This is a genomic window from Lentzea terrae (genome assembly GCF_003265345.1).
In the GTDB taxonomy this organism is placed as follows: domain Bacteria; phylum Actinomycetota; class Actinomycetes; order Mycobacteriales; family Pseudonocardiaceae; genus Lentzea; species Lentzea terrae.
Genome location: NZ_QFWW01000035.1, coordinates 80,346 through 103,834, shown reverse-complemented (window position 1 = coordinate 103,834; position 23,489 = coordinate 80,346). Strand labels below are relative to the sequence as shown.

At 69.6% G+C, this 23,489-nt stretch carries 28 protein-coding genes; 25 read left to right on the top strand and 3 right to left on the bottom strand.

The window, feature by feature from the left end; all coding sequences use genetic code 11:
* The first annotated feature begins 6 nt into the window (after nucleotides 1-6).
* The 5 genes from proC (at nucleotide 7) to DI276_RS43390 (ending at nucleotide 3,645) form a co-directional block, all read left to right on the top strand.
* Nucleotides 7-816 (top strand): pyrroline-5-carboxylate reductase, encoded by an 810-nt coding sequence (proC, locus tag DI276_RS43410; protein ID WP_112275070.1) that lies wholly within the window; start codon nucleotides 7-9, stop codon nucleotides 814-816.
* Nucleotides 817-935: 119 nt separating this feature from the next.
* Complete coding sequence (locus DI276_RS43405; RefSeq protein WP_030477960.1) at nucleotides 936-1,148, top strand: helix-turn-helix domain-containing protein; 213 nt, start codon at nucleotides 936-938, stop codon at nucleotides 1,146-1,148.
* 130 nt (nucleotides 1,149-1,278) lie between these two features.
* Entirely contained in the window at nucleotides 1,279-1,380 is a 102-nt protein-coding gene (locus DI276_RS43400; RefSeq protein ID WP_015105422.1) for a 30S ribosomal protein bS22, read from the top strand.
* Nucleotides 1,381-1,632: 252 nt separating this feature from the next.
* Nucleotides 1,633-2,670 (top strand): NAD-dependent epimerase/dehydratase family protein, encoded by a 1,038-nt coding sequence (locus DI276_RS43395; RefSeq protein WP_112275068.1) that lies wholly within the window; start codon nucleotides 1,633-1,635, stop codon nucleotides 2,668-2,670.
* A 15-nt stretch (nucleotides 2,671-2,685) separates the two neighbouring features.
* Entirely contained in the window at nucleotides 2,686-3,645 is a 960-nt protein-coding gene (locus DI276_RS43390; RefSeq protein ID WP_112275066.1) for a lysophospholipid acyltransferase family protein, read from the top strand.
* Here the strand turns inward: DI276_RS43390 and DI276_RS43385 are convergent.
* Nucleotides 3,614-4,888, bottom strand: a complete 1,275-nt coding sequence (locus DI276_RS43385) for an isocitrate lyase/PEP mutase family protein (protein ID WP_112275064.1) — start codon at nucleotides 4,886-4,888, stop codon at nucleotides 3,614-3,616. The genes DI276_RS43390 and DI276_RS43385 overlap by 32 nt on opposite strands.
* 65 nt (nucleotides 4,889-4,953) lie before the next feature.
* On the opposite strand from DI276_RS43385, the gene DI276_RS43380 reads away from it, so the two are divergent.
* Nucleotides 4,954-5,604, top strand: a complete 651-nt coding sequence (locus DI276_RS43380; RefSeq protein ID WP_112275315.1) for an ArsR/SmtB family transcription factor — start codon at nucleotides 4,954-4,956, stop codon at nucleotides 5,602-5,604.
* 1 nt (nucleotide 5,605) lies between these two features.
* On the opposite strand, the gene DI276_RS43375 is transcribed toward DI276_RS43380, so the two are convergent.
* Together DI276_RS43375 and DI276_RS43370 are read right to left on the bottom strand one after the other, a co-directional pair.
* A complete protein-coding gene (locus DI276_RS43375) occupies nucleotides 5,606-5,824 on the bottom strand; it encodes a glutaredoxin family protein (RefSeq protein ID WP_112275313.1) in 219 nt (72 codons plus the stop codon).
* A 19-nt stretch (nucleotides 5,825-5,843) separates the two neighbouring features.
* The gene (locus DI276_RS43370; RefSeq protein ID WP_112275062.1) at nucleotides 5,844-7,319 is read right to left on the bottom strand and encodes an AMP-binding protein; all 1,476 of its coding nucleotides are present in this window, start codon (nucleotides 7,317-7,319) and stop codon (nucleotides 5,844-5,846) included.
* A 211-nt stretch (nucleotides 7,320-7,530) separates the two neighbouring features.
* Here DI276_RS43370 and DI276_RS43365 point away from each other — a divergent pair, with 211 nt between their 5' ends.
* The 19 genes from DI276_RS43365 (at nucleotide 7,531) to DI276_RS43275 (ending at nucleotide 23,488) form a co-directional block, all read left to right on the top strand.
* Complete coding sequence (locus tag DI276_RS43365; protein ID WP_232837316.1) at nucleotides 7,531-8,106, top strand: sigma-70 family RNA polymerase sigma factor; 576 nt, start codon at nucleotides 7,531-7,533, stop codon at nucleotides 8,104-8,106.
* A gap of 54 nt (nucleotides 8,107-8,160) precedes the next feature.
* Entirely contained in the window at nucleotides 8,161-9,228 is a 1,068-nt protein-coding gene (locus DI276_RS43360) for a DUF5667 domain-containing protein (RefSeq protein ID WP_112275058.1), read from the top strand.
* A 41-nt stretch (nucleotides 9,229-9,269) separates the two neighbouring features.
* A complete protein-coding gene (locus DI276_RS43355; RefSeq protein ID WP_112275048.1) occupies nucleotides 9,270-10,166 on the top strand; it encodes an HAD family hydrolase in 897 nt (298 codons plus the stop codon).
* 81 nt (nucleotides 10,167-10,247) lie between these two features.
* Entirely contained in the window at nucleotides 10,248-11,717 is a 1,470-nt protein-coding gene (locus tag DI276_RS43350) for a molybdopterin-dependent oxidoreductase (RefSeq protein WP_112275046.1), read from the top strand.
* An 88-nt stretch (nucleotides 11,718-11,805) separates the two neighbouring features.
* Nucleotides 11,806-12,402 carry a fasciclin domain-containing protein gene (locus tag DI276_RS43345; protein WP_408610631.1) on the top strand — a complete coding sequence of 199 codons (597 nt, stop codon included), beginning with the start codon at nucleotides 11,806-11,808 and terminating at the stop codon, nucleotides 12,400-12,402.
* Between the two features lie 164 nt (nucleotides 12,403-12,566).
* Entirely contained in the window at nucleotides 12,567-13,322 is a 756-nt protein-coding gene (locus DI276_RS43340) for a redox-sensing transcriptional repressor Rex (RefSeq protein ID WP_232837315.1), read from the top strand.
* Between the two features lie 37 nt (nucleotides 13,323-13,359).
* Nucleotides 13,360-14,676, top strand: coding sequence for a glutamyl-tRNA reductase (locus tag DI276_RS43335; RefSeq protein WP_112275042.1), 1,317 nt, complete (start codon nucleotides 13,360-13,362; stop codon nucleotides 14,674-14,676).
* Nucleotides 14,673-15,608 carry a hydroxymethylbilane synthase gene (gene hemC / locus DI276_RS43330; protein ID WP_112275040.1) on the top strand — a complete coding sequence of 312 codons (936 nt, stop codon included), beginning with the start codon at nucleotides 14,673-14,675 and terminating at the stop codon, nucleotides 15,606-15,608. Before DI276_RS43335 ends, hemC begins: the two co-directional genes overlap by 4 nt.
* A gap of 18 nt (nucleotides 15,609-15,626) precedes the next feature.
* Nucleotides 15,627-17,159, top strand: coding sequence for a bifunctional uroporphyrinogen-III C-methyltransferase/uroporphyrinogen-III synthase (locus DI276_RS43325; protein ID WP_112275038.1), 1,533 nt, complete (start codon nucleotides 15,627-15,629; stop codon nucleotides 17,157-17,159).
* Between the two features lie 76 nt (nucleotides 17,160-17,235).
* Nucleotides 17,236-18,210: a porphobilinogen synthase gene (gene hemB / locus DI276_RS43320; protein WP_112275036.1), complete on the top strand. Its 975-nt coding sequence runs from the start codon at nucleotides 17,236-17,238 to the stop codon at nucleotides 18,208-18,210.
* Nucleotides 18,195-18,707 carry a hypothetical protein gene (locus tag DI276_RS43315; RefSeq protein WP_112275034.1) on the top strand — a complete coding sequence of 171 codons (513 nt, stop codon included), beginning with the start codon at nucleotides 18,195-18,197 and terminating at the stop codon, nucleotides 18,705-18,707. The genes hemB and DI276_RS43315 overlap by 16 nt, the downstream gene beginning before the upstream one ends.
* A 9-nt stretch (nucleotides 18,708-18,716) precedes the next feature.
* Nucleotides 18,717-19,160: a hypothetical protein gene (locus DI276_RS43310; protein WP_112275032.1), complete on the top strand. Its 444-nt coding sequence runs from the start codon at nucleotides 18,717-18,719 to the stop codon at nucleotides 19,158-19,160.
* Nucleotides 19,157-19,555: a hypothetical protein gene (locus DI276_RS43305; protein ID WP_112275030.1), complete on the top strand. Its 399-nt coding sequence runs from the start codon at nucleotides 19,157-19,159 to the stop codon at nucleotides 19,553-19,555. Before DI276_RS43310 ends, DI276_RS43305 begins: the two co-directional genes overlap by 4 nt.
* Entirely contained in the window at nucleotides 19,552-20,220 is a 669-nt protein-coding gene (locus DI276_RS43300; RefSeq protein WP_112275028.1) for a hypothetical protein, read from the top strand. The genes DI276_RS43305 and DI276_RS43300 overlap by 4 nt, the downstream gene beginning before the upstream one ends.
* On the top strand, nucleotides 20,220-20,639 hold the full coding sequence (locus tag DI276_RS43295; protein WP_112275026.1) for a DUF3093 family protein: 420 nt from the start codon (nucleotides 20,220-20,222) through the stop codon (nucleotides 20,637-20,639). The genes DI276_RS43300 and DI276_RS43295 overlap by 1 nt, the downstream gene beginning before the upstream one ends.
* Nucleotides 20,640-20,644: 5 nt before the next feature.
* Nucleotides 20,645-21,001: a hypothetical protein gene (locus tag DI276_RS43290; protein ID WP_157985320.1), complete on the top strand. Its 357-nt coding sequence runs from the start codon at nucleotides 20,645-20,647 to the stop codon at nucleotides 20,999-21,001.
* 11 nt (nucleotides 21,002-21,012) lie between these two features.
* Nucleotides 21,013-22,308: a glutamate-1-semialdehyde 2,1-aminomutase gene (hemL, locus tag DI276_RS43285; protein WP_112275022.1), complete on the top strand. Its 1,296-nt coding sequence runs from the start codon at nucleotides 21,013-21,015 to the stop codon at nucleotides 22,306-22,308.
* Nucleotides 22,305-22,934 (top strand): histidine phosphatase family protein, encoded by a 630-nt coding sequence (locus tag DI276_RS43280; protein ID WP_112275019.1) that lies wholly within the window; start codon nucleotides 22,305-22,307, stop codon nucleotides 22,932-22,934. The genes hemL and DI276_RS43280 overlap by 4 nt, the downstream gene beginning before the upstream one ends.
* On the top strand, nucleotides 22,931-23,488 hold the full coding sequence (locus DI276_RS43275) for a TlpA family protein disulfide reductase (protein ID WP_112275017.1): 558 nt from the start codon (nucleotides 22,931-22,933) through the stop codon (nucleotides 23,486-23,488). Before DI276_RS43280 ends, DI276_RS43275 begins: the two co-directional genes overlap by 4 nt.
* Nucleotide 23,489: the final 1 nt, after the last annotated feature.

The following is a 23,489-nucleotide window of genomic DNA, read 5'->3' as shown; positions in this document are numbered from 1 at the left end:
TGACCGATGACGAAGATCGCGGTGCTCGGCGCGGGCAAGATCGGTGAGGCGCTGCTGTCCGGGCTTCTGCAGGGCGGCCGCGCGGCCACCGATCTGATGTTCACCGAGAAGCACGAGGCCCGGGCTCACGCCTTGACGGAGCAGTACGGCATCGAGGGCACCACGATCGCCGGTGCCGCGGCCAAGGCGGACGTGCTGATCGTCGCGGTCAAGCCGCAGGACATCGAGCCGTTGCTGACCGAGCTGAAGCCGGTGTTGAAGCCCGGAACGCTCATCGTGTCGCTGTGCGCGGGCCTGCCGACGTCCCTGTACGAGCGCAGGCTGCCGTCCGGTACCCCGGTCGTGCGGGTCATGCCGAACACGCCGATGGTGGTCGGCGAGGCCATGAGCGCGGTCTCCGGCGGCTCCAACGCCACGCCGGAGCACCTCAAGGTCGTGGAGGAGCTCCTCTCGACCGTGGGCAAGGTCGCGATCGTGCCGGAGTCGCAGCAGGACGCGGTGACGGCGTTGTCCGGCTCGGGTCCCGCCTACTTCTTCTTCCTGGTCGAGGCGATGATCGACGCGGGCATCCTGCTCGGCATCCCGCGCGACCTGGCGTCCCAACTGATCATCCAGTCGGCCGTGGGTGCGGCGACGATGCTGGCAGAGGGCTCGTCCCACCCGGTCATCCTGCGTGAGGCGGTCACCTCGCCCGCCGGCACGACGATCATGGCCATTCGGGAGCTGGAGAAGCACGGCGTCCGTGCGGCCCTCCTCGCTGCGATCGAATCGGCGCGTGATCGGTCCATCGAACTCGGCCGGCAGCACGAAGACTGACCCCGCCTGGACGTCGCAGGAGTCACACCAGTCCCGCTACTCTCAAGAGAGCACGTGCGTGTCGAACCGTCGGTGGGGAAGACCGACGGCACGACACGTGTCGAAGGATGCGGTGATGTATGCCTGCGAAGGAGAACGAACGAACAGGTCTCGCTCAGGTCCAGTTCCTGACCGTGGCCGAAGTGGCCTCGATGATGCGGGTCTCGAAGATGACCGTGTACCGCCTGGTGCACTCCGGTGAGCTGCCCGCAGTGCGGGTCGGCAAGTCGTTCCGGGTGCCCGAGAAGGCTGTGCACGCCTACCTCGAGAACGCGTACTTCGACGCCGGCTGAAGGCTGCTGAAGACTGGCGAACCCCAGCGGGTAGACTGGTAGGCCGATCGTGCTTACCGGCGCGCCGTGCTTGACACGGCCAAGGCTGGGGCGCGCCAGTCAAAGCAACGTCTAGAGCTAAGGATCCCGCATGGGCTCGGTCATCAAGAAGCGCCGCAAGCGCATGTCGAAGAAGAAGCACCGCAAGCTGCTGCGCAAGACCAGGGTTCAGCGTAGGAAGCGCGGCAAGTAAGCCCGCTTGCGCTCTCACCGCCGCTGGTTCCCTCACGGGGACCGGCGGCGGTTGCGTTTGCGAGGTGGTGCGTCGGCACGGAATATCACCCAGTGGGACGAGCCCCCGGAAACACGGGAACGGTCGCCGCCGATCGGGTGATTAGCCGGTAAAGCCTTCGTGACCTGCGTCAAGACGGCGTTCCGGCCCCCTCCGGTTTCCGATTGGGCTTGTAGCATCGACCAATCGCAACGCCCTTCAGCTTGGAGTCGCATGACGCCCAAGGTCGTCCTCGTCACCGGAGTCAGCCGCTTCCTCGGCGGCCACCTCGCCGCGCGGTTCGCCGCCAACCCGGACATCGAGCGCGTGCTCGGTGTGGACACCGAGCCGCCGCCACGTGACCTCCTGCGTCGGATGGGCAGGGCCGAGTTCGTGCGGGCCGACATCCGCAACCCGCTGATCAGCAAGGTCATCTCCACGGCGAACGTGGACACGGTCGTCCACGCGTCCGTCACCGCCAACCCGGCCGGGCCCACCGGCCGGACGGTGATGAAGGAGATGAACGTCATCGGCACCATGCAGCTGCTGGCCGCGTGTCAGAAGTCGCCGAAGGTGCAGAAGCTCGTGGTGAAGTCCACCAGCGCCGTCTACGGGTCCAGCAGTCGTGACCCCGCGGTGTTCACCGAGGACATGGGCCCGAAGGACCTGCCGTCGTCCGGCTACGCCAAGGACGCCGTCGAGGTCGAGGGGTACGTGCGCGGGTTCGGCCGCCGCAGGCCGGACGTGAACGTCACCACGCTGCGCTTCACGAACTTCATCGGCCCGCGCATCGACACGGTGCTGACGCGCTACTTCGCCCTACCGGTCGTGCCCACCGTGCTGGGCTACGACGCTCGCGTGCAGCTGCTGCACTCCGAGGACGCCCTCGCTGTCCTCGAACGCGCGACGCTGCACGACCTGCCCGGTGTGTTCAACGTGGGCGGCGACGGCGTGCTGCTGCTGTCGCAGGCCATTCGCCGGGCGGGCAGGCTGAACCTGCCGGTGCCCAGCATGGCCGTGCCCACCGTCGGCGGCTTCTTCCGAAGCGCCCGGCTCGTCGACTTCTCGCCAGACCAGATGAGGTTCCTCAACTGGGGGCGCGTGGTCGACACCACCCTGCTGAAGAAGGACTTCGGGTTCACGCCGCGGTGGACCACCCAGCAGGCGTTCGACGACTACGTGAGCGGCCGAGGCCTGAAGCCGTTCATCGACCCGGAGACGGTTGAGGCTGCGGAACGGGGAATCCTCGATGCAGCCGCTCGTTTCCGCTGATCTTTGCCTGAGGAGATGAACGCAGTGGCAGGAGCACGCGTTATCCCGCTGCACGACCCGGAACGCGACGCCGCGCGCAGATCGCGGCACGTCGAGGTGGTTCCAGAACCCGCGCAGCAGCAGCCCGAGACATCGGACTGGGAACGCAGGCTGGCCGACCTGCTGTCGTTCGCGCGCAGGCGGATCGCGGGCGACTACCAGATCGACGAGTTCGGTTTCGACCGCGACCTCACCGAGAACGTGCTGATGCCGCCGCTGAAGCCGTTGTACGAGAAGTGGTTCCGGGTCGAGACGATCGGGCTGTCCAACATCCCGACGGCCGGTGGCGCGCTGATCGTGGCGAACCACTCCGGCACGTTGCCGCTCGACGCACTGATGACCTCGTACGGCATCGCGTCCGAGCACCCGGCTCAGCGCCACATGCGCATGCTCGGCGCCGATCTGGTGTTCCGGACGCCGGTGCTGGGCGCGCTGGCCCGCAAGTCCGGCCAGACGCTGGCCTGCAACCCGGACGCCGAGCGGCTGTTGTCGTCCGGTGAGCTGGTCGGCGTGTGGCCGGAGGGCTTCAAGGGCATCGGCAAGCCGTTCAAGGACCGCTACAAGCTGCAGCGCTTCGGCCGTGGCGGCTTCGTGGCCGCTGCGCTGAAGACCGGCACGCCGATCATCCCGTGCTCGATCGTCGGGGCCGAGGAGATCTACCCGATGATCGGCGACATCAAGGCGCTGGCACGGCTGTTCGGCTTCCCGTACTTCCCGGTGACGCCGTTCTTCCCGTTGTTCGGGCCGCTGGGCGCCATCCCGTTGCCGTCGAAGTGGTACATCGAGTTCGGCGAGCCGATCCGCACCGACGTCTTCGGCGAGAACGCGGCCGACGACCCGATGCTGGTCTTCAACCTCACCGACCAGGTCCGCGAGACGATCCAGCAGACCCTGTACCGGCTGCTCACCCAGCGTCGGAACGTGTTCCTCGGCTGATCAGGTCCTGCACCTCCGCGTAGCTGAACGCTGCTGCGGTTCCACCGTCGCGCACTGCCTGCGCGGTCGCGACGGTGTGCTGCAGTGCGGCCCGGAACAGCAACGAGCCGGTGCTGATCCTCTTGACGCCCAGGCCGGCGAGTTCGCTCGGCGTGCCGTGCTGGGCCAGCAGGTTCAACGGCGCCAGCCCCGCCAGCGCCTCGATGTCGCGCGGCTCGGTCACCCCTGGCACGAAGATCCCGTCCGCACCCGCGTCCACGTACCTCTTCGCGCGGTCCACGGTCTCGGCGAGCGCGAGGCCTCGCCAGTGGGTGTCGATGCGGGCGTTGAGGAACACACCGGGCGCCCGCTCCTTCACGGTGCTGATGAGGTTCGCCTGCTCGTCCGGCGTCACCAGGCCGTGCGGGCGGCCGTCCTCCAGGTTGATCCCCGCCACGCCGAGACCTGCCACCAGTTCGGCCACCTCTGCCGGTGCGGTGCGGAAACCGGACTCCAGGTCGACGGTCACCGGGCAGGGCAGGTCCGACAGCTTCCGCGCCAGCGCCACCGCCTCCCGGTCGGCGAGTCCTGAGCCGTCGACGATCCCGTGGGCGGCGCAGACGCCGAGGCTGGTCGTGCCGATCGCGCGGAAGCCCGCGGCGTGCAGGGCGGCTGCCGAGGCGTAGTCCCAGGCGTTGGGGAGGATCAGCGGCTCGTCCTGGTGGTGCATCGCGCGGAACGCCATGTTCTTGGCGATCCGGGTGGCCAGTTCCCGGCCGGGGCAGGCGTGCGGCCCGTGCCCGAACGGGTGCGCGTCGAGGCCGACCTCGATCACGCCGCCCTCAGCGGCCCTGCGGGTGATCGGGACGGGCGGGGTGGGGTCACCGGTGCGGAGGTGCTCCGCGAGGGCGTGCGTGGCGGCCCAGGCCTGCACGAGCAGCCCGATCCTGGCCGCGGTCTCCTCGTCGTGGCTGCGGGCGAGGCGTTCGACGGCGGCGTCGGCGGCCGCGGTGACCGGCTCGTGCGGCTGGTAGCTGGGCGCGATCTCGGCGATGTCGCCGAGTGAGCCGGGCAGGTCCAGTGCCGTCGCGAACTCGTCGAGCGTGGTGGCGTGGACGTTCTCGATGAGCTTGGTCGTGAGCGCGCGCCTGCGGGCGTGCTCGGCGCCGTTGCTGAAACGGACGACGTTCGCGCGCAGCCACGCCACGCCGTGATCGCCGGCGGGGACGTGCGGGACGGGCAGGTTCAGCAGCTCTTCGGTCATGCCCCGACGCTAGGGCGCGGACGTTTCGGCGCGGGCCGAAGTGTTCCGGTCGGAGAATGGCAGGCATGGAAGCACTGGCCCAGGTCGCCGCGCTGCTGGCGGACAAGACGCGAGCGGCGTTCTGCGGGGCCCTGCTCGACGGCAGGGCGTGGACGGCGAACGAACTGGCCGCGCACGCCCGCGTGGCCCCTTCGACGGCCAGTGAACATCTCACCCGGCTGATCGAGGGCGGCCTGCTCGTGGAGCACCGCCAGGGCCGGCACCGGTACGTGTCCCTGGCCGGTCCGCACGTCGCCGAGTTGCTGGAGGCCATGACGTCGTTCGCGGGACCGGGGCCGCGGCCGCGTGGCCTGCGGGCCTCGTCCGCCTCGGAGGCGATGGCGCGCGGCCGCACCTGCTACGACCACCTGGCCGGGAAGCTGGGTGTCGCGCTCAAGTCCGGCCTGCTGGAGCTGGGGGTGGTGAACGGCGATCTCGCGATCACCGAGCCCGGTCTGGTGTGGCTGAAGGAACTGGGCTTCGAACCCTCGAAACGCCCGGTCGTCAGGGCCTGCGTGGACTGGACCGAACGCGTCCCGCACCTGGCGGGAGCCGCTGGAGCGCACCTGTGCGAGGTGTTCTTCGAGCGCGGGTGGATCCAGCGCATCGGCACCACCCGCGCCGTGGTGCTCACGCCCGCCGGTGAAGTGGGCTGGCGTGAGCTCGGCCTGACCTGAACTACTTCGCGAGGGCCGCCCGCAGGCGGTCCTCCTCCACCTGCCAGTACCCGTGCTCGACGCCGTCGACCAGGAACACCGGCACGCGGTCCCCGTACTCGGCCCGCAGCTCCGGATCGGCGTCCACGTCCTCGACCGACCAGGTGGCGCCCATCTCGCCGCAGATTCGCTCGATCTCGGCCTCCGCGACGTGGCACGAGTGGCACGTCTCGCGGCTCATCACCGTCACGTGGTGCACGTCAGGCTCCCAACGGCTTGCGCAGGATGCGGCGGGCCAGCTTGCCGGTCGGGGAGTGCGGCAGGGCCGGGGCGAATTCGACGGCCGTCGGCACCTTGAACTTCGCCAGCCTGCCCGCGCAGTGCGTCACGACGTCCTCGGCCGACACCGAGGCGCCGTCGCGCAGCACGACGACGACCTTCACCGACTCGCCGGTCTTCTCGTCCGGCACGCCCACGGCCGCGGCTTCCACCACGTCCGCCATCTCGCCGATGACCTGCTCCACCTCGTGCGGGTAGACGTTGAAGCCGTTCACGATGATCAGGTCGCCCGCACGGTCCACCAGGTGCAGGTCGCCGTCCGCGTCGATGAAGCCGACGTCGCCGGTGCGGAACCAGCCGGAACTGTCGGGCCCGTGCGCGCCGTCCGGCCAGTAGCCGCTGAACAGGTTGTCGCCCTTGGCGGACACCAGGCCGGTGCCGGGCTCGTCCTCGTCGATGTCGAGCACCGATCCGTCGGTGTCGACCAGGCGGATCTCGACGCCGGGCAGGGCCTGGCCCACCGAGCCCGGTTTCGGCACGCCGCCGACCAGCGTGGACGTGAGCACCGGGCCGGTTTCGGTCAGGCCGTAGCCCTCGAAGACCGGGATGCCGATGGCGGTGCGCATCTCGTTGATGACCGCCGCCGGGAGCGGGGCGGCGCCGGAGGTGAAGAGGCGGACCGTGGCCAGCTTCTCGCGCAGCACCTCGATCGGGTTCGCCAGCAGCGCCCGGTACATGGGCGGTACGCCGACCATCGTGGTGACGCGGTGCTCCTCGATCACGTCCAACGCCGAAACGGCGTCGAAGCGCTCCAACAGCACCGCGGTGGCGCCGGCGCCCGCGACCTGCAGCAGACCGGGGCCGAGGCCGTAGACGTGGAACAACGGCAGCGCGAGCAGCACCCGGTCGCCCGCGGTCACGGGTGCTGGGCGCAGCGAGGCGCACTGGGAGACGTTCGCGAGCAGCGCGCGGTGGGACAGCATCGCGCCGCGCGGCACGCCGGACGTGCCGGAGGTGTAGCCGAGCACCGCGAGGTCCTCGCCGCCGCGGACGGCTTCGAAGGGCTCAGCGGTCGCGTTGACATCCGGACCGTCCAGCACCTGGGCGTCCGAGCCCTCGCCGTCGCCCACCAGGAGCGTGGCGCCGGAGTCGGCCAGGATGCGCTGCAGCTCACGCGGCGGGTTGCCGGGTCCGGTGGGCACCACGACGCCGCCCGCGCGGAGAATTCCGAACACGGTGACCACGAACTCGGGCGAGGTGGGCAGCCGTACCGCCACTCGGTCGCCCGGTTCGAGACCGGAATCGACCAAACGGCGGGCGAAAGCATCGATCGCACCGTCGATGGTTTCCCAGGTGAGGCTCACACCGCTCGCGACGTCGACGACTGCGACGTGGCTTGGTCCCCGCTGTGCCGAAGCACGGACCAGATCTGCGACATTGCGAGCGGAAGTCAACATGGCCTCCTCATGAACAACTGGACGCTTCGAGCAGTCTTCCACGCGTGACGAGCGTCATGAAGCCGTGGTTCGCACGTCTCCACTTCGCAACCCCACCAGCTACCTACTACGGAGTAACAAGACGTATGCTGCCGCCACGGCGACTCTGTGGAGGTGCCGCCAGCCGATGACCGCGCGGGCACGACCGAACACGATCAGGACCACCCGGACCATGACGGGAGGTCAGCACGACGACACCGCCGACGAGCCGTGGCAGCTCGTCAAGGCCGCCCAAGAGGGTGACACCGAGGCGTTCGGCGTGCTGTACGACAAGTACGTCGACATGGTCTTTCGCTATGTCCTCTTCCGGGTGGGCGGCGATCGCGCGTTCGCCGAGGACGTGACCAGCGAGACGTTCCTGCGCGCGCTGCGCAGCATCGGTTCGGTCAGCTACATGGGCCGGGACGTGGGCGCGTGGTTCGTCACGATCGCCCGCAACATCGTGTTCGACCACGTGAAGTCGAGTCGCTACCGGCTCGAGGTCACGACGGCGGAGCTCCAGGACAACCGGGAGGAGACCGGCGGTCCCGAGCAGGAAGTGATGACCGAGGCGACCAACGCGGAGCTGCTCCGCTGCGTTTCCCAGTTGGGAGACGACCAGCAGGAGTGCATCAGGTTGCGGTTCATCGAGGGCAAGTCGGTGTCCGAGGTCGCGGAACTGATGGACCGCAACGAGGGCGCCGTGAAAGCGCTGCAACACCGGGCCGTCCGGCGGCTCGCACAGATCCTCCCGTCGTGGTTGCGGTGATCACGGCGACAGGCGCGTAACCCAAAGCAGATCAACTTCGTTACTCGGGCTGAGATGGACGGTAAGGGAAGCACACCGCGGTGGCGGCACACGGAGCACGAGCGATTCGCCCGTGCCGTTGAAGGCGGTCCGCAGCCGGTCGGCGACGACTTCGCTGAGGACCTCGCGATCGTCGAGCTGCTCCGGAACATGGACGTGGGTCCGGACGCCGAGACCCGCGCGCGCATGAAACAGCGCATCCTCACCGCGCCACCGCCGGAGAAGCCGTTGGTGCTCCCGTCGGTAAGACGCGTGGGAGCGCGCGCACGCTTGGCAGTCGCGGCAGCCGCCGTCCTCTGCCTGCTGATGTCGCTCGCCGGCATGAGCGTGCTGCTCAGCCGTGACGCGCTCCCGGGAGACCCGCTCTACGGCGTCAAGCGCACTGCGGAAGGCGCCTCGCTGGGACTGACGTTCGACGACGAGTCGCGCGCGCTCAAGCACCTGGAGTTCGCCGCTTCCCGCGTCACCGAGATGGAAACCCTGGCCGAACGCGCGTCCGGCGAGTCGGCGCAGCTCACCGCCCTGGGCGATCTGAACTCCGACGCCGTCGAGGGCTCCCGCCAGCTCACGGCGTACGCCATCGCGTCCGACGAGAAGGCGCTGCCGGCGCTGCGCGACTGGGCGCTGGCCCAGTACGTGAAGCTGGGCACGCTGCGCCCCCGCCTGCCAGGCGACGCCGGCGCCCACGCCGACACCACGATGTGGCTGCTCGCGAGCATCGCCCAACGAGCCCACGACCTGGCCGCCCGCGCCGGCTGCTCCGCGATCGTCAGCGGCTCCTCCGACACGCTCGGCCCGCTGCCGTCGAAGGACGAGTGCGCTTCGGTGGTCACCGACCCGAACTCGTCGCCGGGGCGCGACCCGTCCTCGGTCCAGCCGACCCCGTCCGGCCTGCCGGTGCCGCAGGGTTCGACGGAGCCTTCGGTGCCGCCCTCGCAGTCGGTGCTGCCCGGCACCTCGACGCCGGCGGCGCCCAACACGTCGACTTCGCCGTCGTCCGGCAAGCCGGAAATCACGATCCCGCTGCCCTTGCCGCTGCCCAGCATCTCGCTGCCGCTGCTTCCGGGGATCAGCTTCGGCTGAGTCGAGGGCTTGCCGTCGAACCTGATCGCTAGGCTTGTGACATGGCGGGTAAGCGTGAGTTGGAGAGCGACCGGCTGGCCGAGCTAGCCGGCGAGGCATCGGCCGAGGCGGCGATCCGGGTTGCCGCGGCAGCGCCAGAGCTCGAAGCCTCCCTCGCCGTGCCCACAGACCTGACCGCCGCGGCCTTCTTCGACGTGGACAACACGATGATGATGGGCGCGTCGATCTTCCACTTCGCCCGCGGCCTGGCCGCGCGCAAGTACTTCTCCTCCTCCGACCTCGCGGGCTTCGTCTGGCAGCAGCTGAAGTTCCGCGTGGGCGGCCGCGAAGACCCGCAGTCCGTCAAGGCCTCCCGCGAACAGGCGCTTTCCTTCGTGGCCGGTCGCAGCGTCGCCGAACTGGTCTCGCTGGGCGAGGAGATCTACGACGAACTGATGGCCGACCGCATCTGGAAGGGCACCCAGGCCCTGGCCCAGATGCACCTCGACGCAGGTCAGCGCGTCTGGCTGGTCACCGCCACCCCGGTCGAGCTCGCCTCGATCATCGCCCGCCGCCTGGGCCTGACCGGCGCACTGGGCACGGTCTCCGAGTCGTCCGACGGCGTCTACACGGGCCGCCTGGTGGGCGACCTGCTGCACGGCAAGGCCAAGGCCCAGGCCGTCCGGTCGCTGGCCGCCAAGGAGGGCCTGGACCTGCGCCGTTGCACGGCCTACTCGGACTCGTCCAACGACGTGCCGATGCTCTCGGTCGTGGGCACGGCCGTGGCGGTGAACCCGGACTCGCAGCTGCGGGAGATCTCGCGGCGCAAGGGCTGGGAGATCCGCGACTTCCGAACGGGCCGGAAGGCGGCCAAGATCGGCGTGCCGTCGGTGCTGGGCGCAGGTGCGCTGGCAGGGGCGGTGGCCGCGACGCTGGCGTACCGGCGCCGCGTGAAGTAGCCAACGATGAAGCACCGCGAGTGATTACCGGGGGCTTACGGCTCAGGCGAACCAAGGCCTCAGCGGTGTCGAATTAGAAGCATGAAGCCCGCCAAGGCCGCGCTCACCGGACTGCTCGCGCTCCTCGCCGCACTCGCGGCCGGGCACCTGGTCGCAGCCTTCGTCGGCCTGAGCGCCTCGCCGTACCTGGCCGTGGGCAACGCCGCGATCGACCTCACACCGTCCTGGCTGAAGGACTTCGCGGTCAGCACGTTCGGCACCAACGACAAGCTCGTCCTGCTCACCGGCATGGCCGTGGTCCTGGCGGGCATCGGCGTCGCAGCCGGCCTGGCCAGCCGCACCAGCCCCACACCGGGCACCGTGGTCGCGGTGCTCCTCGGCGTCGTGGGCGTGGCAGCCGTGCTGACCAGGCCGGACGTGGGCCAGCTCAGCCTCCTCGCACCCCTCGCGAGCCTCGCCGCGGGCGTGTACGTCTTCCGGTTCCTGCACCGGGACACCGAGCCGGACGAGACCAGGCGCGACTTCCTCATCACCGCCGGTCTGGCCGCCGCCGCGGGCATCGCGGGCCAGGTCTTCGGCAGTCGGACGGACGTGGAGGGCTCGAGAAGGGCCGTCGGCGACCTCACACCGAAGACGAAGGCGCCCGAGATCCCGATCAACGCCGACTTCGTCAAGGACGGCACCCCGAGCTTCATCACCAGCAACAAGGACTTCTACCGGATCGACACGGCCCTGAGCGTGCCGCGCATCCGGGCCGAGGAGTGGACGCTCCGGGTCCACGGCATGGTCGAGCGGCCGACCGTGCTGACGTTCGACGAGATCCGGCGAAAAGACCTGATCGAGGAGACGGTCACCCTGACCTGCGTCTCCAACGAAGTCGGTGGTCCCTACATCAGCACCGCCAAGTTCACCGGCATCAAGATCGGTGACGTCCTGCGGGAAGCCGGCGTGAAAGCAGGCGCCGACCAGCTCTTCAGCACCAGCGACGACGGCTTCACCGCGGGCAGCCCGCTCGACTACGTCCTGGAGCGCGGCCTGATCGCCATCGGCATGAACGGCGAGCCCCTGCCGGCCGAGCACGGATTCCCGGCCAGACTCGTGGTCCCAGGTCTGTACGGCTACGTCTCCGCCACCAAATGGGTGACCGATCTCAACGTCACCACGTTCGCAAAAGACCAGGGCTACTGGATTCCACGGGGCTGGGCCACCAGAGCCCCGATCAAAACGATGTCGCGAATCGACCGCCCGAAAGGCCTGGCGAAAATCCAGGGCAGGACCGTCGTCGCCGGCACGGCCTGGGCCCAGCCGAAGGGCGTGGCCAAGGTGGAGGTCAGGGCGGACGGCGGCCCGTGGCAGGAAGCCGAGCTGGGCGCGGACGTCAGCGACAGCACGTGGCGGATGTGGCGCCTCGAACTGGACCTGAAGCCGGGACATCACACGGTCGAGTGCAGAGCGACCGACAAAAGCGGCTACACCCAGGATCAGGCGCGGTTGGAGCCGGTTCCCGATGGCGCGACCGGGTGGCATTCGATTTCCTTCACCGTTCAGTAGAACCGAGAGCAAATCCGCTCCGAATGTTCAGGCAGACAGGTCCGGAACATTCAGGGAGTGATCGAAAGTGCGAAAGACCCTCGCAGGTGTGTTTGCGATCGCAATTGCGGGTCTGACCGCGTGCAGCGGCATGGACCAGGCCAGCACGAGCACGAACACCCCGACCAGCACGCCCACGACCACGAGCAGCAGCGCCATGGGCATGACCAGGACGAGCGACGTCTTCGGCCCCGGCTGCGCAGGTGTCCCGCAGGGCGGCAAGGGTTCGCTGACCGGCATGGCCGAGGACCCGGTGGCCACCGCCGCGAGCAACAACCCGCTGCTCACCAAGCTGGTCGCCGCCGTCAAGGCGGCCAACCTCGTGGACACGCTGAACTCGCAGGAGGCGATCACCGTGTTCGCGCCCGCCGACCCAGCCTTCGCCGAGCTGGGCGACGCGAAGTTCCAGGAGCTGGCCGGCAACCCGGCGGCACTGACGCCGATCCTGCAGTACCACGTCGCGCCGATGCGTTACGACGCGAAGGGCCTGCAAACGGCCAAGACGGTCAAGACCCTGAACGGCACCGACGTCACCATCGCGGGATCCGGTGACAGCCTGACGGTGAACGGTGCGCCGGTGCTGTGCGGCAACATCCCCACCAAGAACGCCACCGTGTTCGTGATCGGCAAGGTGCTCACCCCGTAGTGAGCAGGAACCGATCCAGCGCTGGTCACGCCCTGTGACCAGCGCTGTCACATTCTCCGGACCTCTCGGCACCGACTTTGTGCATGCGTTCACAAGCGGTACGGTGTGGGTATCACCAACGCCGCGGGGTCCCTGCGGTGAAGCACACCCGGAGGTCGGAGAGCGTGGCTGCACAGCGGGGCGAAGGTGAGACGACCACCACCCCTCTGGAGCCTGCCGACAGGGAGCGCGCCCGCGCGATTCCCGAGGCGGCGGTGGCGAGGCTCGCCGTGTACCTCCGCGTCCTGTCCGGCATGGCCGACCAGGGCGTGACGGCCGTCTCCAGCGAGGAGCTCAGCCAGGCCGCCGGCGTCAACGCGGCCAAGCTCCGCAAGGACCTGAGCTACATCGGCTCGTACGGCACGAGGGGCGTCGGTTACGACGTCGAGGTCCTCGTCAGCCACATCGAGCGCATCCTCGGCCTCACCCGCAACCACTCCGTCGCGGTCGTCGGCATCGGTAACCTTGGTCACGCTCTGGCCAACTACGGCGGCTTCCCCGGCCGCGGGTTTCCGGTCACCGCTCTCTTCGACGTCGACGCCGATCTCATCGGAGTGCCTGTTGGGGGCATTCCCGTCAGCCACATCGACGACATCACCGCGGTCTGCCTGGAACGCGAGGTCTCGATCGGCGTGATCGCGACGCCGCCGCCCGCCGCTCAGTCGGTTTGCGACCGTTTGGTATCTGCGGGCGTCCAGTGCATTCTGAACTTTGCACCAGTTGTCCTTCAGGTTCCAGACAACGTCGAGGTGCGCAAGGTTGACTTGGCGGTCGAGATGCAGATCCTGTCGTTCCACGTCGCTCGACGTGCGGACGAGGCTGCCAGCGTCTCGGTCGGCAACAACGGACTCGGTGTGGACGGGATGGTGATTCGCCCGTGAGCGTGAGCCAGACGGCTCCGGCAGACGTGGTGAGTGCATGAGCGTGCTCGTAGTCGGTCTGTCGCACCGCACCGCCCCGGTCCCGGTCCTCGAACGCGTCACCGTGGCCGAACCGGACCTGCCCAAGGTCCTCGGTCAGCTGCTGGCCGCCCCCAGCGTCTCCGAGGCGATGGTCCTGTCGACCTGCAACCGGGTCGAGGTCTACGCCGTCGTCGAGTCGTTCCACGGCGGCATGTCCGAGGTCGTCGGCGTGCTGGCAGAGCACGCCCAGGTCGACCCGCAGTCGCTCTACGAGCACTTTTACGTGCATTACGCCGCCGCTGCCGTGGAGCACCTGTTCTCCGTCGCGGCGGGCCTCGACTCGATGGTCGTCGGCGAGTCCCAGATCCTCGGCCAGCTGCGCGGTGCGTACGCGGCGGCGGACGAGGCGGGCACCGTCGGCAAGACCGCCCACGAGCTCACCCAGAACGCGCTGCGCGTCGGCAAGCGCGTGCACGCCGAGACCGGCATCGACCACGCGGGCGCGTCGGTCGTGTCCGAGGCACTCGGCGACGCCGAGGCCGAGCTGGGCACCCTCGTCGGCAAGCGCGCGCTGCTCGTCGGCGCCGGCGCGATGGGCGGCCTGGCCGCCGCGCACCTGCGCAGGGCGGGCATCGGCGAGGTCGTCATCGCCAACCGGACGCAGGCCAACGGTGTGCGTTTGGCCACGTCGCTGCAGGCGGACGGGGTGCCGGCGAGTGCCGTCGACCTGTCCGCGCTCGCCGTCGAGATCGACCTCGCGGACATCGTCTTCGCGTGCACCGGATCGGTCGACACGGTCGTCCGCGCCGACCTGATCGGCACGCGCTCGCGCCCGCTCGTCGTGTGCGACCTCGGCCTGCCCAAGGACGTCGACCCGGCCGCGGCCGAACTGCCGAACGTTCGTGTGGTGGACCTGGAAACGCTGCAGCGGCGCCTCTCGGACGCCCCTGCCGGCCAGGACGCCCGTCTCGCGGCTCAGCTGGTCGCCGACGAGGTGAAGGCGTACCTCGCGGGCCAGCGCTCCGCCGAGGTCACCCCGACCGTCACGGCGCTGCGCAAGCGGGCCGCCGAGGTGGTCGACGCCGAGCTGCTCCGTCTCGATTCGCGACTCCCCGAACTGGACGCCGCGACACGCGGTGAATTGGCCAAGACGGTGCGCCGCGTTGTAGACAAGCTCCTGCACACGCCGACCGTCCGGGTGAAGGAGCTCGCGTCCTCACCCGGTGGTACCGGCTACGCGGAGGCTCTCCGCGAACTGTTCGGGCTCGACCCCCAGGCTCCTGGGGTCGTCAGTCAGACCAAGAAGTCTTCTGTGGATGGTGAAACGCGGTGACCCGCACCCTACGGATCGGTACCCGAGGCAGCGCACTGGCGCTCGCTCAGACGGGCACCGTAGCCGAGGCGCTCAAGGCTGCCGGCGCACAGGTCGAGATCGTCGTCATCAAGACGCCGGGTGACCTGTCCGACGCGCCCATCGCCCAGATCGGCATCGGCGTGTTCACGTCCGCTCTGCGCGACGCGCTCGCCAACAACGAGATCGACATCGCCGTCCACTCCTACAAGGACCTCCCGACCGCGCCGGACCCGCGTCTGGTGCTCGCGGCGGTGCCCCAGCGCGAGGACCCGCGCGACGCCCTCGTGGCGCGCGACGGCCTCACGCTCGGCGAGCTGCCGCCGGGGTCCACTGTGGGCACCGGGTCCCCGCGCCGCGCGGCCCAGCTGGAGGCTCTCGGCCTCGGGCTGAACATCGTTCCGTTGCGCGGCAACGTGGACACCCGCATCGGCAAGGTCCGCAACGGCGAGCTCGACGCCGTGGTGCTGGCTCGCGCCGGCATCGCGCGCCTCGGTCGCACGAGCGAGATCACCGAGAACCTGGAGCCCATCCAGATGCTTCCCGCACCCGCGCAGGGTGCGTTGGCAGTCGAGTGCCGGGTCGACGACGTCGACGCCGAGCACCTGATCCAGTCCACTTTGGACGATTCGGCCAGCCGGGCCGCTGTGACCGCTGAGCGCGCCATGCTGGCTGCGCTCGAGGCGGGCTGCAGCGCGCCGGTCGGCGCGCTGGCCGATGTGGTGGAAGACCTCGACGACGAGGGCAAGGTCGTGTACCGGCTTTCCCTGCGCGGGGTCGCTGCGACGCCGGAGAACGATCTCCTCCGCGCGTCCGCCACCGGTGACTTGACCGAAGCTGAGGGACTCGGCCGGGCGCTGGCCGCCGAGTTGCTCGACCTCGGGGCCGCCGTGCTCAGCGGCCCAGAGGCGTAATCGATGGGGAGTGCCCTGATGACCCGCGCACGCAAGACCCCCGGACGCATCGCCTTCGTGGGCTCCGGCCCAGGCGACACCGGGCTGCTCACGGTCCGGGCCCACGACTTGCTCACCCGTGCGGAGCTCGTGGTCACCGACCCGGACGTCCCTTCGGACGTCCTCGCGACCGTGGCCGAGGGAGTCGAGGTCCGCCCCGCTGTCGGCGAGGCCACCGACGTGGCCAAGGACCTGGTGACAGAGGCGAAGAACGGTGCGACCGTCGTTCGGCTCGTCGCCGGCGACCCGCTGACGCTCGACTCGGTCGTGAAGGAAGCGCAGGCCGTCGCGAAGTCGACGATCCCGTTCGACGTCGTGCCCGGTGTGCCTGCCGGCACGGCGGTTCCGGCCTACGCGGGTGTCGCGCTCGGTGGCGTGCACACCGAGGTCGACGTGCGCACTGTCTCGGACTGGGCGGGTCTCGCCGCCTCGCCCGGCACGCTCGTGCTGCACGCGACCGGCTCGCACCTGGCCGAGGCCGCGTCGAACCTCGTCGAGAACGGTCTGGCGCCGCAGACGCCGGTCGCCGTGACCGCCGAGGGCACCGGCTTCCAGCAGCGCACCATCGACACCACGCTGGCCTCCGTCGCCGCCGACGCCGGTGAGCTGAACGGCCCGCTGGTCGTCACGGTCGGTGCCGCCGCCGCTGCCCGCTCGAAGCTCTCCTGGTGGGAGTCGCGGGCGCTGTACGGCTGGCGCGTGCTGGTCCCGCGGACCAAGGAGCAGGCCGGCGCGATGAGCGAGCGGCTGCACTCCCACGGCGCGATCGCCGTCGAGGTGCCGACCATCTCGGTCGAGCCGCCGCGCAGCCCCGCGCAGATGGAGCGCTCGGTCAAGGGCCTGGTCGACGGCCGCTACCAGTGGGTCGTCTTCACCTCGACCAACGCCGTCCGCGCGGTGTGGGAGAAGTTCCGCGAGTTCGGCCTGGACGCCCGTGCTTTCTCCGGCGTGAAGATCGCCTGCGTCGGCGAGGCCACGGCCGCGAAGGTCCGCTCGTTCGGCATCATCCCCGAGCTCGTGCCGTCCGGTGAGCAGTCGTCCGAGGGTCTCCTCAACGACTTCCCGCCCTACGACGACATCCTGGACCCGGTCGACCGCGTGCTGCTGCCGCGGGCCGACATCGCCACCGAGACGCTGGCCGCCGGCCTGCGCGAGCGTGGCTGGGAGATCGACGACGTGACGGCGTACCGCACCGTGCGTGCGGCCCCGCCGCCCGCCGACACCCGCGAGATGATCAAGTCCGGTGGCTTCGACGCGGTGTGCTTCACCTCGTCGTCGACCGTGCGGAACCTGGTCGGCATCGCGGGCAAGCCGCACGCCCGCACGCTCGTCGCGTGCATCGGCCCGCAGACCGCCGAGACGGCGCGGGAGTTCGGCCTCCGGGTCGACGTGCAGCCCGAGGAGGCGAACGTGCCCGCGCTGGTCGACGCGCTGGCCGCACACGCCGCCCGGTTGCGCGCCGAGGGAGCGCTGCCTCCTCCGCGCAAGACCAAGCGTCTGCGCCGCAGCTAGTAAAAACTGAAGCCGTTGGGGCCACTCAAGAATTCTTTGGGTGGCCCCTTCGACTCTCTCCACAGGGAGTCCCGCCGTGTACCCACTTCACCGGCCCCGGCGTCTGCGCACGACGCCCGCCATGCGCCGCCTGGTCTCCGAGACCGAGGTGCGCCCGAGGCAGCTCGTGCTGCCGATGTTCGTCAAGGAAGGCCTGAGCGCGCCCGCCGAGATCGGCAGCATGCCCGGCGTCCTGCAGCACACCCGTGACTCGCTGCGCAAAGCCGCGGTCGAGGCCGTGCAGGCCGGTGTCGGCGGCATCATGCTGTTCGGCGTGCCTGCCGAACGCGACGCCGTCGGTTCCGCCGGCACCGACCCGGACGGCGTCCTCAACGTCTCGCTGGCCGACCTGCGCGCGGAACTCGGCGACAGCACGGTCCTCATGTCGGACTGCTGCCTCGACGAGTTCACCGACCACGGCCACTGCGGCGTGCTCGCCGCGGACGGCACCGTGGACAACGACGCGACCCTCGCGGCGTACGGCGAGCTCGCCGTGGCCCAGGCGCGCGCCGGAGCCCAGGTGGTCGGCCCCAGCGGCATGATGGACGGTCAGATCGCCTTCATCCGCAACGCTCTGGACGCCGCGGGCTTCACCGACACCGGCATCCTCGCCTACGCGGTCAAGTACGCCTCGGCGTTCTACGGGCCGTTCCGCGACGCTGTCGAGTCGCAGCTCGCGGGCGACCGCAAGACCTACCAGCAGGACCCCGCGAACGCCCGCGAGGCCATTCGCGAGGTGCAGCTGGACCTCGCCGAGGGCGCGGACATGGTCATGGTCAAGCCGGCGCTGCTGTACCTGGACGTGCTGCGGTCCGTCGCCGAGATCTCGGACGTTCCCGTTGCGGCGTACCAGATCTCCGGCGAGTACGCGATGATCGAGGCTGCCGCGGCCAACGGCTGGATCGACCGCGAGCGTTCGATTCTCGAGTCGCTCACGTCGATCCGTCGTGCCGGTGCGGACATCGTGCTGACGTACTGGGCCGTGGAAGCGGCGCGGTGGCTGGACCGGTAAGCACCCCGCCACCCCCGAAGCTGGTCAACATCTCGCGCTGGCTGTGGATCGCCAGCGCGAGCATCGGGATGATCCGGTTCGTCGCCGAGCTGTTCGACCGCGAGCTGCTGATCGCTCAGGCACGCCGGCAGAACCCGGCGCTCAGCCAGGACCAGATCGACGCGACCGTCAACAGCGGGATCATGTTCGGACTGCTGATCGCGGTCCTGCTGGTCGTGGCGTACACGCGGTTGGCGAACGCGATGGCGCGCGGACGGAACTGGGCTCGGATCGTGCTCACGGTCCTCGGCGCCGCGTCTGTCGCGTTCGGACTGTTCCGCTTGGTCGCCTGGGGCAGCGGGATGGCCGCGGACCTCGGCGTGGCGATGCGGCCGCTCGACCTGGTCGTCGTGTTCGTCACGGCGGTCCTGGACGCCACGGCGATCGTGCTGATGTACCGGGCGTCGGCGCATTTCAGGACGCGCGTCACGGTGGACAGCAACTTCCTGCGGTCCTAAGTTCCGACCGTGACGTCTCCGAAGGAATCGGGCGCTCCCGGCACGATCACCGCGGGCTACTGGCTCGTCGTGACAGGTGCGGTGTTGAGCGTCCTGGCCGCGTTGTACGTGCTGGCGATCAGGCAAGCGGTGATCGACGCCAACGTGCAGGTGAACAAGGACCCGGCCAGGACAGTGGAAAAGATCGCCAGGGACGTCGACATCACCTGGATCTCGGCACTCGTCGGCGGTCTGGTGCTGGGCGGCCTCGCGGTGTGGTTCGCCGGCAAGGCCAGGGCGGGCGCGAAGAGGAGCCGCACCTCGCTCATGATCACCGTGCTGATCGGGTTGTTCTTCCAGCTGACCGTGAGCCCGCTGGGCGTCTTCGGTGCCCTGGTGGCGATGGTGGGTCTCGCGTTGTTCTACCTCCGCCAGTCGACCGAGTACCTGACCGAGCCCGAGCAGACGTCGTGAACGACGCGCCGCGGCAGGTTCGGATCGTGGTCGGCCTGTGGCTCGCGACCGCGGTGTTCGTGCTGTTCACCGCCGCCGGGCTGTGGTTCCAGCGCGGTGAGATCGAGCGGCTGAGCGGGAAGCCACCCGGCGAGGTGACGAACTTCCTGCTCGCGCTGACCGTCGGCGCGGTGCTCTTCGCCGGCCTCTACGCCTGGTTGACCAGGATGCTCCTCAAGCGCAGGAACTGGTCGCGGATCGCGCTGTCGTTCGTCGCGATCCTGCACGCGCTGTGGCTGCTGATGGTCGGCGCGAGCCCGGCGAGCCTGGTCACGCTGCTGCTCATCTGCGTCGCAATCGTCTTCACGTGGCAGTCGCGTACGGCACAGTGGTTCACGGAGGTGCGTGAACCGTGACCGATCCGCAGAACCCGAACCCGTGGGCGAAGCCCGAGGGCACCTACGAGGTGACCGCGGTGAGCAACATGGGTCTGCCGATGCCGCCCCCGCCAGAGCCGGCACCGCCGCTCGGCCACGCGCAGTGGCAGAACCCGTACAGCGCACCCGCGCACGGCACCTACCAGGTGCAGGCGATGAACCAGGGCTTCCCGATGCAGCCGCTTCCGTCGGTGCTGCCGCAGGAGCTCGCACCGGCGCGGCCGGCGACGATCACGGCGGCGATGTGGATCTGGATCGCGGGTGCCGTGCTCTCGGTCGCGGTGTTCCCGGTCCTGTTCCTCACCAACACCGAGTTCTTCCTGGCGGAGACCAGCTCGACGGACCGTGCGGCCGGCGAGGTCGGCGTGCAGGCCATGGCGCTGATCTTCGGCTTCCTGATGCTCATCGCCGCAGCGCCGTACGTGGCGTTCGCGATCGTGCTGCGCAACGGGCAGAACTGGGCGCGCATCCTGCTGACGGTGCTCGGGGCGCTCGGGTTCCTGTCCACGCTCGCGATCATGTTCTTCGCGCTGGCCGCGGACGTGTGGCAACCGGGCACGGTGATCACCATCGTGACCCTGGGGCTGACCGTCGCGGCCGTCGTGCTGCAGTTCCTGCCGCCGTCGAACAGGTTCGTGCGGTAGTGCTCTACCGCGAGTCCGGCAGCAGCTGGTGGCCGCTGCTGTGGGGACCGGCGTTCGCCGTCGCCGGCTACCTCGTCGAGCTCATCACCGGGCCCGCGTCCGTCGGCCTGTGGACGATCGTGGGGCTCGGGCTGACGCTCGGCGCGGTCCTGTGGGTGTACGGGAGGATCAAGACCGGCAGCATCGAGCTGACGGCCGAGGAGGCCCAGTTCGGCAGGGAGAAGCTGCCGGTCGCGATGATCGAGGCCTGCCGGGACGTCGGTGCGCCGACGGGCGCGCGGGTGCTCGGCGGCGGCTGGTCGGTGCCGAAGGGGACGACGGCGGTGCCATTGCGCCTGCTCGACGGCAGCGTGGTGCTGGGCTGGGCACGCGATCCGGACGCCTTGCTCGCAGCCCTGCGCCGGGTCGTGAGAGGGTGAGCAACGTGACAGAGGCCGTGACCGAGCCGGAGTCGGAGACCGTGATGGAGGAGCCGGAAGCGGCCCCGCCCGCCGGCCCGAGCCTGCACCAGCCCAAGCGGTGGCTCATCGCAGCCGGCGAGGTCGTCGCGATCGGCCTGCTCGCGTGGCTCGCCGTGTGGTGCTGGAACCGCGGCATCGTCAAGCTCGCCTACCCGATCGACGGCCGCGAGCCGTTGATCTCCACGCGCTACCGCGGCAACTGGCTCGGCACCGCCGCCGGTGCGCTCACGCTGGCCGTGATCCTCGGGTTGGACGCGGTGCGGCAGGTCGTGCTGGCCGTGCGCACCCGGCCGCAGAAAGCCGCTGAAGCCGACGTGTGAGACTGGGGTACGTGACTGCGAGTCGATCCCAGGCCCTGTTCGAGCGCGCCTCCACGCTGACCCCCGGCGGCGTCAACTCCCCGGTGCGGGCGTTCCACTCCGTCGGCGGCACCCCGCGCTTCATGGTGCGCGGCGAGGGGCCGCACCTGTGGGACGCGGACGGCAACCGGTACGTCGACCTGGTGGCCTCGTGGGGCCCGATGATCCTCGGGCACGCCCACCCGTCCGTGGTCTCCGCCGTGCAGAAGGCGGCTGCCGACGGGCTCTCGTTCGGCACGCCGACCGAGGGTGAGATCGAGCTCGCGGCCGAGATCGTCGACCGGGTCGAGCCGGTCCGCCAGGTTCGCCTGGTCAACTCGGGCACCGAGGCCACGATGAGCGCGATCCGGCTGGCGCGCGGCTTCACCGAGCGGCGCAAGGTCATCAAGTTCGCCGGCTGCTACCACGGTCACGTCGACGCGCTGCTGGCCCAGGCGGGCTCCGGCGTCGCGACGCTGGGGCTGCCGACCTCGCCCGGCGTCACGGGCGCGCAGGCCGCGGACACGATCGTGCTGCCGTACAACGACATCGAGGCCGTGCGGGCGGCGTTCGCCGAGAACCCCGGCGAGATCGCCTGCGTGATCACCGAGGCCGCGGCGGGCAACATGGGCGCGGTGGCGCCGTTGCCTGAGTTCAATGCGGGGCTGCGCGAGATCTGCGACGCCTCCGGGGCGTTGCTGATCATGGACGAGGTCATGACCGGCTTCCGCGTCTCGCGTGCGGGCTGGTTCGGCCTGGAGCGCGTGCGCGGCGACCTCTACACGTTCGGCAAGGTCATGTCCGGCGGTCTGCCCGCGGCGGCGTTCGGCGGCCGCGCGGACGTGATGGCCAGGCTGGCCCCGTCCGGCCCGGTCTACCAGGCAGGCACCCTGTCCGGTAACCCCGTCGCGGTGGCGGCCGGTCTCGCGACCCTGCGCGCGGCCGACGACGAGGTCTACGCGGCCCTGAACCGCAACGCCACGCGCCTGGGTGCGCTGTTCACCGCGGCTTTGACCGACGCCGGCGTCGAGCACCGCGTGCAGTTCGCCGGGAACCTGGTGAGCGTGTTCTTCGGTTCTGCCGAGGTGACGGACTACGCGGGCGCGCAGGCATCCGAGACGTGGCGCTTCCCGCCGTTCTTCCACGCCCTGCTGGACCGAGGCGTTTACGCGCCGCCGTCGGCGTACGAGGCCTGGTTCGTCAACGCCGCCATGGGTGAAGAGGAGTTCGCCGTGATCGCCGACGCGCTGCCGCACGCGGCCCGCGCCGCCAAGGAGGCCCGCCAGTGACCCGCACCGTCGTCCACCTGCTCCGCCACGGCGAGGTGCACAACCCGACCGGCATCCTGTACGGCCGCATTCCCGGTTTCCGCCTGTCCGAGCGCGGGCAGAAGCAGGCTTTGACCGTGGCCGAGCACCTGGCCGACCACGACATCGCGCACGTTGTCGCTTCGCCGCTGGAGAGAGCTCAGCAGACCGCTGCGCCGATCGCCGACTCGCATCGGCTGGAGTTGGCGACCGATGAACGGTTGATCGAGGCTGACAACCAGTTCGAGGGGTTGAAGGTCGCGGTCGGCGATGGGGCGTTGCGGTCGCCGCAGCACTGGTCGAAGTTGGTCAACCCCTTCAAGCCGTCCTGGGGGGAGCCTTACATCGAGATCGCTCACCGGATGTTGGGAGCGGTGCAGAAGGCTCGGGCTGCTGCTGAGGGGCACGAGGCTGTTTGCGTTTCGCATCAGCTTCCTATTTGGACCGTGCGGCGGTTCCTGGAGGGGAAGCGGATGTGGCACGACCCTCGTCGTCGGGAGTGCTCGCTTGCGTCGCTCACGTCGTTGATCTTTGAGGGTGAGCAGTTGGTGCGGATCGCCTACACGGAGCCGGTCGGCGCCACCAACCCGCGGGTGACCGGGGCATGAAAAGGCTTCTCGTTCTGCTGTTGCTGGTCTCCGGGTGCACGGTCGGCAAGGACGCGGCCCAGATCGGGGCAGGGGACTTCTACCTCGTGGCGCCCGGTGGGCAGGTCAAGATCCGATACCCGGCCGCGGAGCGCAAGGAGCTGAAGGGACTCGAAGGCGAGTCCCTGATGGAGGACGGCAAGACCGTTCGGCTGTCGGACTACTCGGGCAAGCCCGTTGTGATCAACATCTGGGGTGCCTGGTGTGGGCCCTGCCGGACCGAGGCGCCGGAGATGCAGAAGCTCTTCGACGCCGGGACCCAGGTCATCGGGGTTGATGTCAAGGAGACCGCCAAGTCGCACCCTCAGGACTTCATGAGGGACCGGTCGCTGACCTATCCGTCCATTTACGACGGTTCGTCGCGGTCGTTCATCAACGTCTTCAAGGGACTTCCGGCCAACACCGTGCCGTCCACGTTCGTGGTGGACAAGAACCACAAGGTGGCCGCGGTGTTCCTGGTGCCGGTGCTGGCCTCGGACGTGCAACCCGTGCTGGACGAGCTGGCCAAGGAGTGAC

Bases quoted from the DNA above. Each gene is read 5' to 3' on its own strand.
- proC (WP_112275070.1), top strand. From the start codon at position 7: ATGACGAAGATCGCGGTGCTCGGCGCGGGCAAGATCGGTGAGGCGCTG.
- DI276_RS43405 (WP_030477960.1), top strand. From the start codon at position 936: ATGCCTGCGAAGGAGAACGAACGAACAGGTCTCGCTCAGGTCCAGTTC.
- DI276_RS43400 (WP_015105422.1), top strand. From the start codon at position 1,279: ATGGGCTCGGTCATCAAGAAGCGCCGCAAGCGCATGTCGAAGAAGAAG.
- DI276_RS43395 (WP_112275068.1), top strand. From the start codon at position 1,633: ATGACGCCCAAGGTCGTCCTCGTCACCGGAGTCAGCCGCTTCCTCGGC.
- DI276_RS43390 (WP_112275066.1), top strand. From the start codon at position 2,686: ATGAACGCAGTGGCAGGAGCACGCGTTATCCCGCTGCACGACCCGGAA.
- DI276_RS43385 (WP_112275064.1), bottom strand. From the start codon at position 4,888: ATGACCGAAGAGCTGCTGAACCTGCCCGTCCCGCACGTCCCCGCCGGC.
- DI276_RS43380 (WP_112275315.1), top strand. From the start codon at position 4,954: ATGGAAGCACTGGCCCAGGTCGCCGCGCTGCTGGCGGACAAGACGCGA.
- DI276_RS43375 (WP_112275313.1), bottom strand. From the start codon at position 5,824: ATGAGCCGCGAGACGTGCCACTCGTGCCACGTCGCGGAGGCCGAGATC.
- DI276_RS43370 (WP_112275062.1), bottom strand. From the start codon at position 7,319: ATGTTGACTTCCGCTCGCAATGTCGCAGATCTGGTCCGTGCTTCGGCA.
- DI276_RS43365 (WP_232837316.1), top strand. From the start codon at position 7,531: ATGACGGGAGGTCAGCACGACGACACCGCCGACGAGCCGTGGCAGCTC.
- DI276_RS43360 (WP_112275058.1), top strand. From the start codon at position 8,161: ATGGACGGTAAGGGAAGCACACCGCGGTGGCGGCACACGGAGCACGAG.
- DI276_RS43355 (WP_112275048.1), top strand. From the start codon at position 9,270: ATGGCGGGTAAGCGTGAGTTGGAGAGCGACCGGCTGGCCGAGCTAGCC.
- DI276_RS43350 (WP_112275046.1), top strand. From the start codon at position 10,248: ATGAAGCCCGCCAAGGCCGCGCTCACCGGACTGCTCGCGCTCCTCGCC.
- DI276_RS43335 (WP_112275042.1), top strand. From the start codon at position 13,360: ATGAGCGTGCTCGTAGTCGGTCTGTCGCACCGCACCGCCCCGGTCCCG.
- DI276_RS43325 (WP_112275038.1), top strand. From the start codon at position 15,627: ATGACCCGCGCACGCAAGACCCCCGGACGCATCGCCTTCGTGGGCTCC.
- DI276_RS43275 (WP_112275017.1), top strand. From the start codon at position 22,931: ATGAAAAGGCTTCTCGTTCTGCTGTTGCTGGTCTCCGGGTGCACGGTC.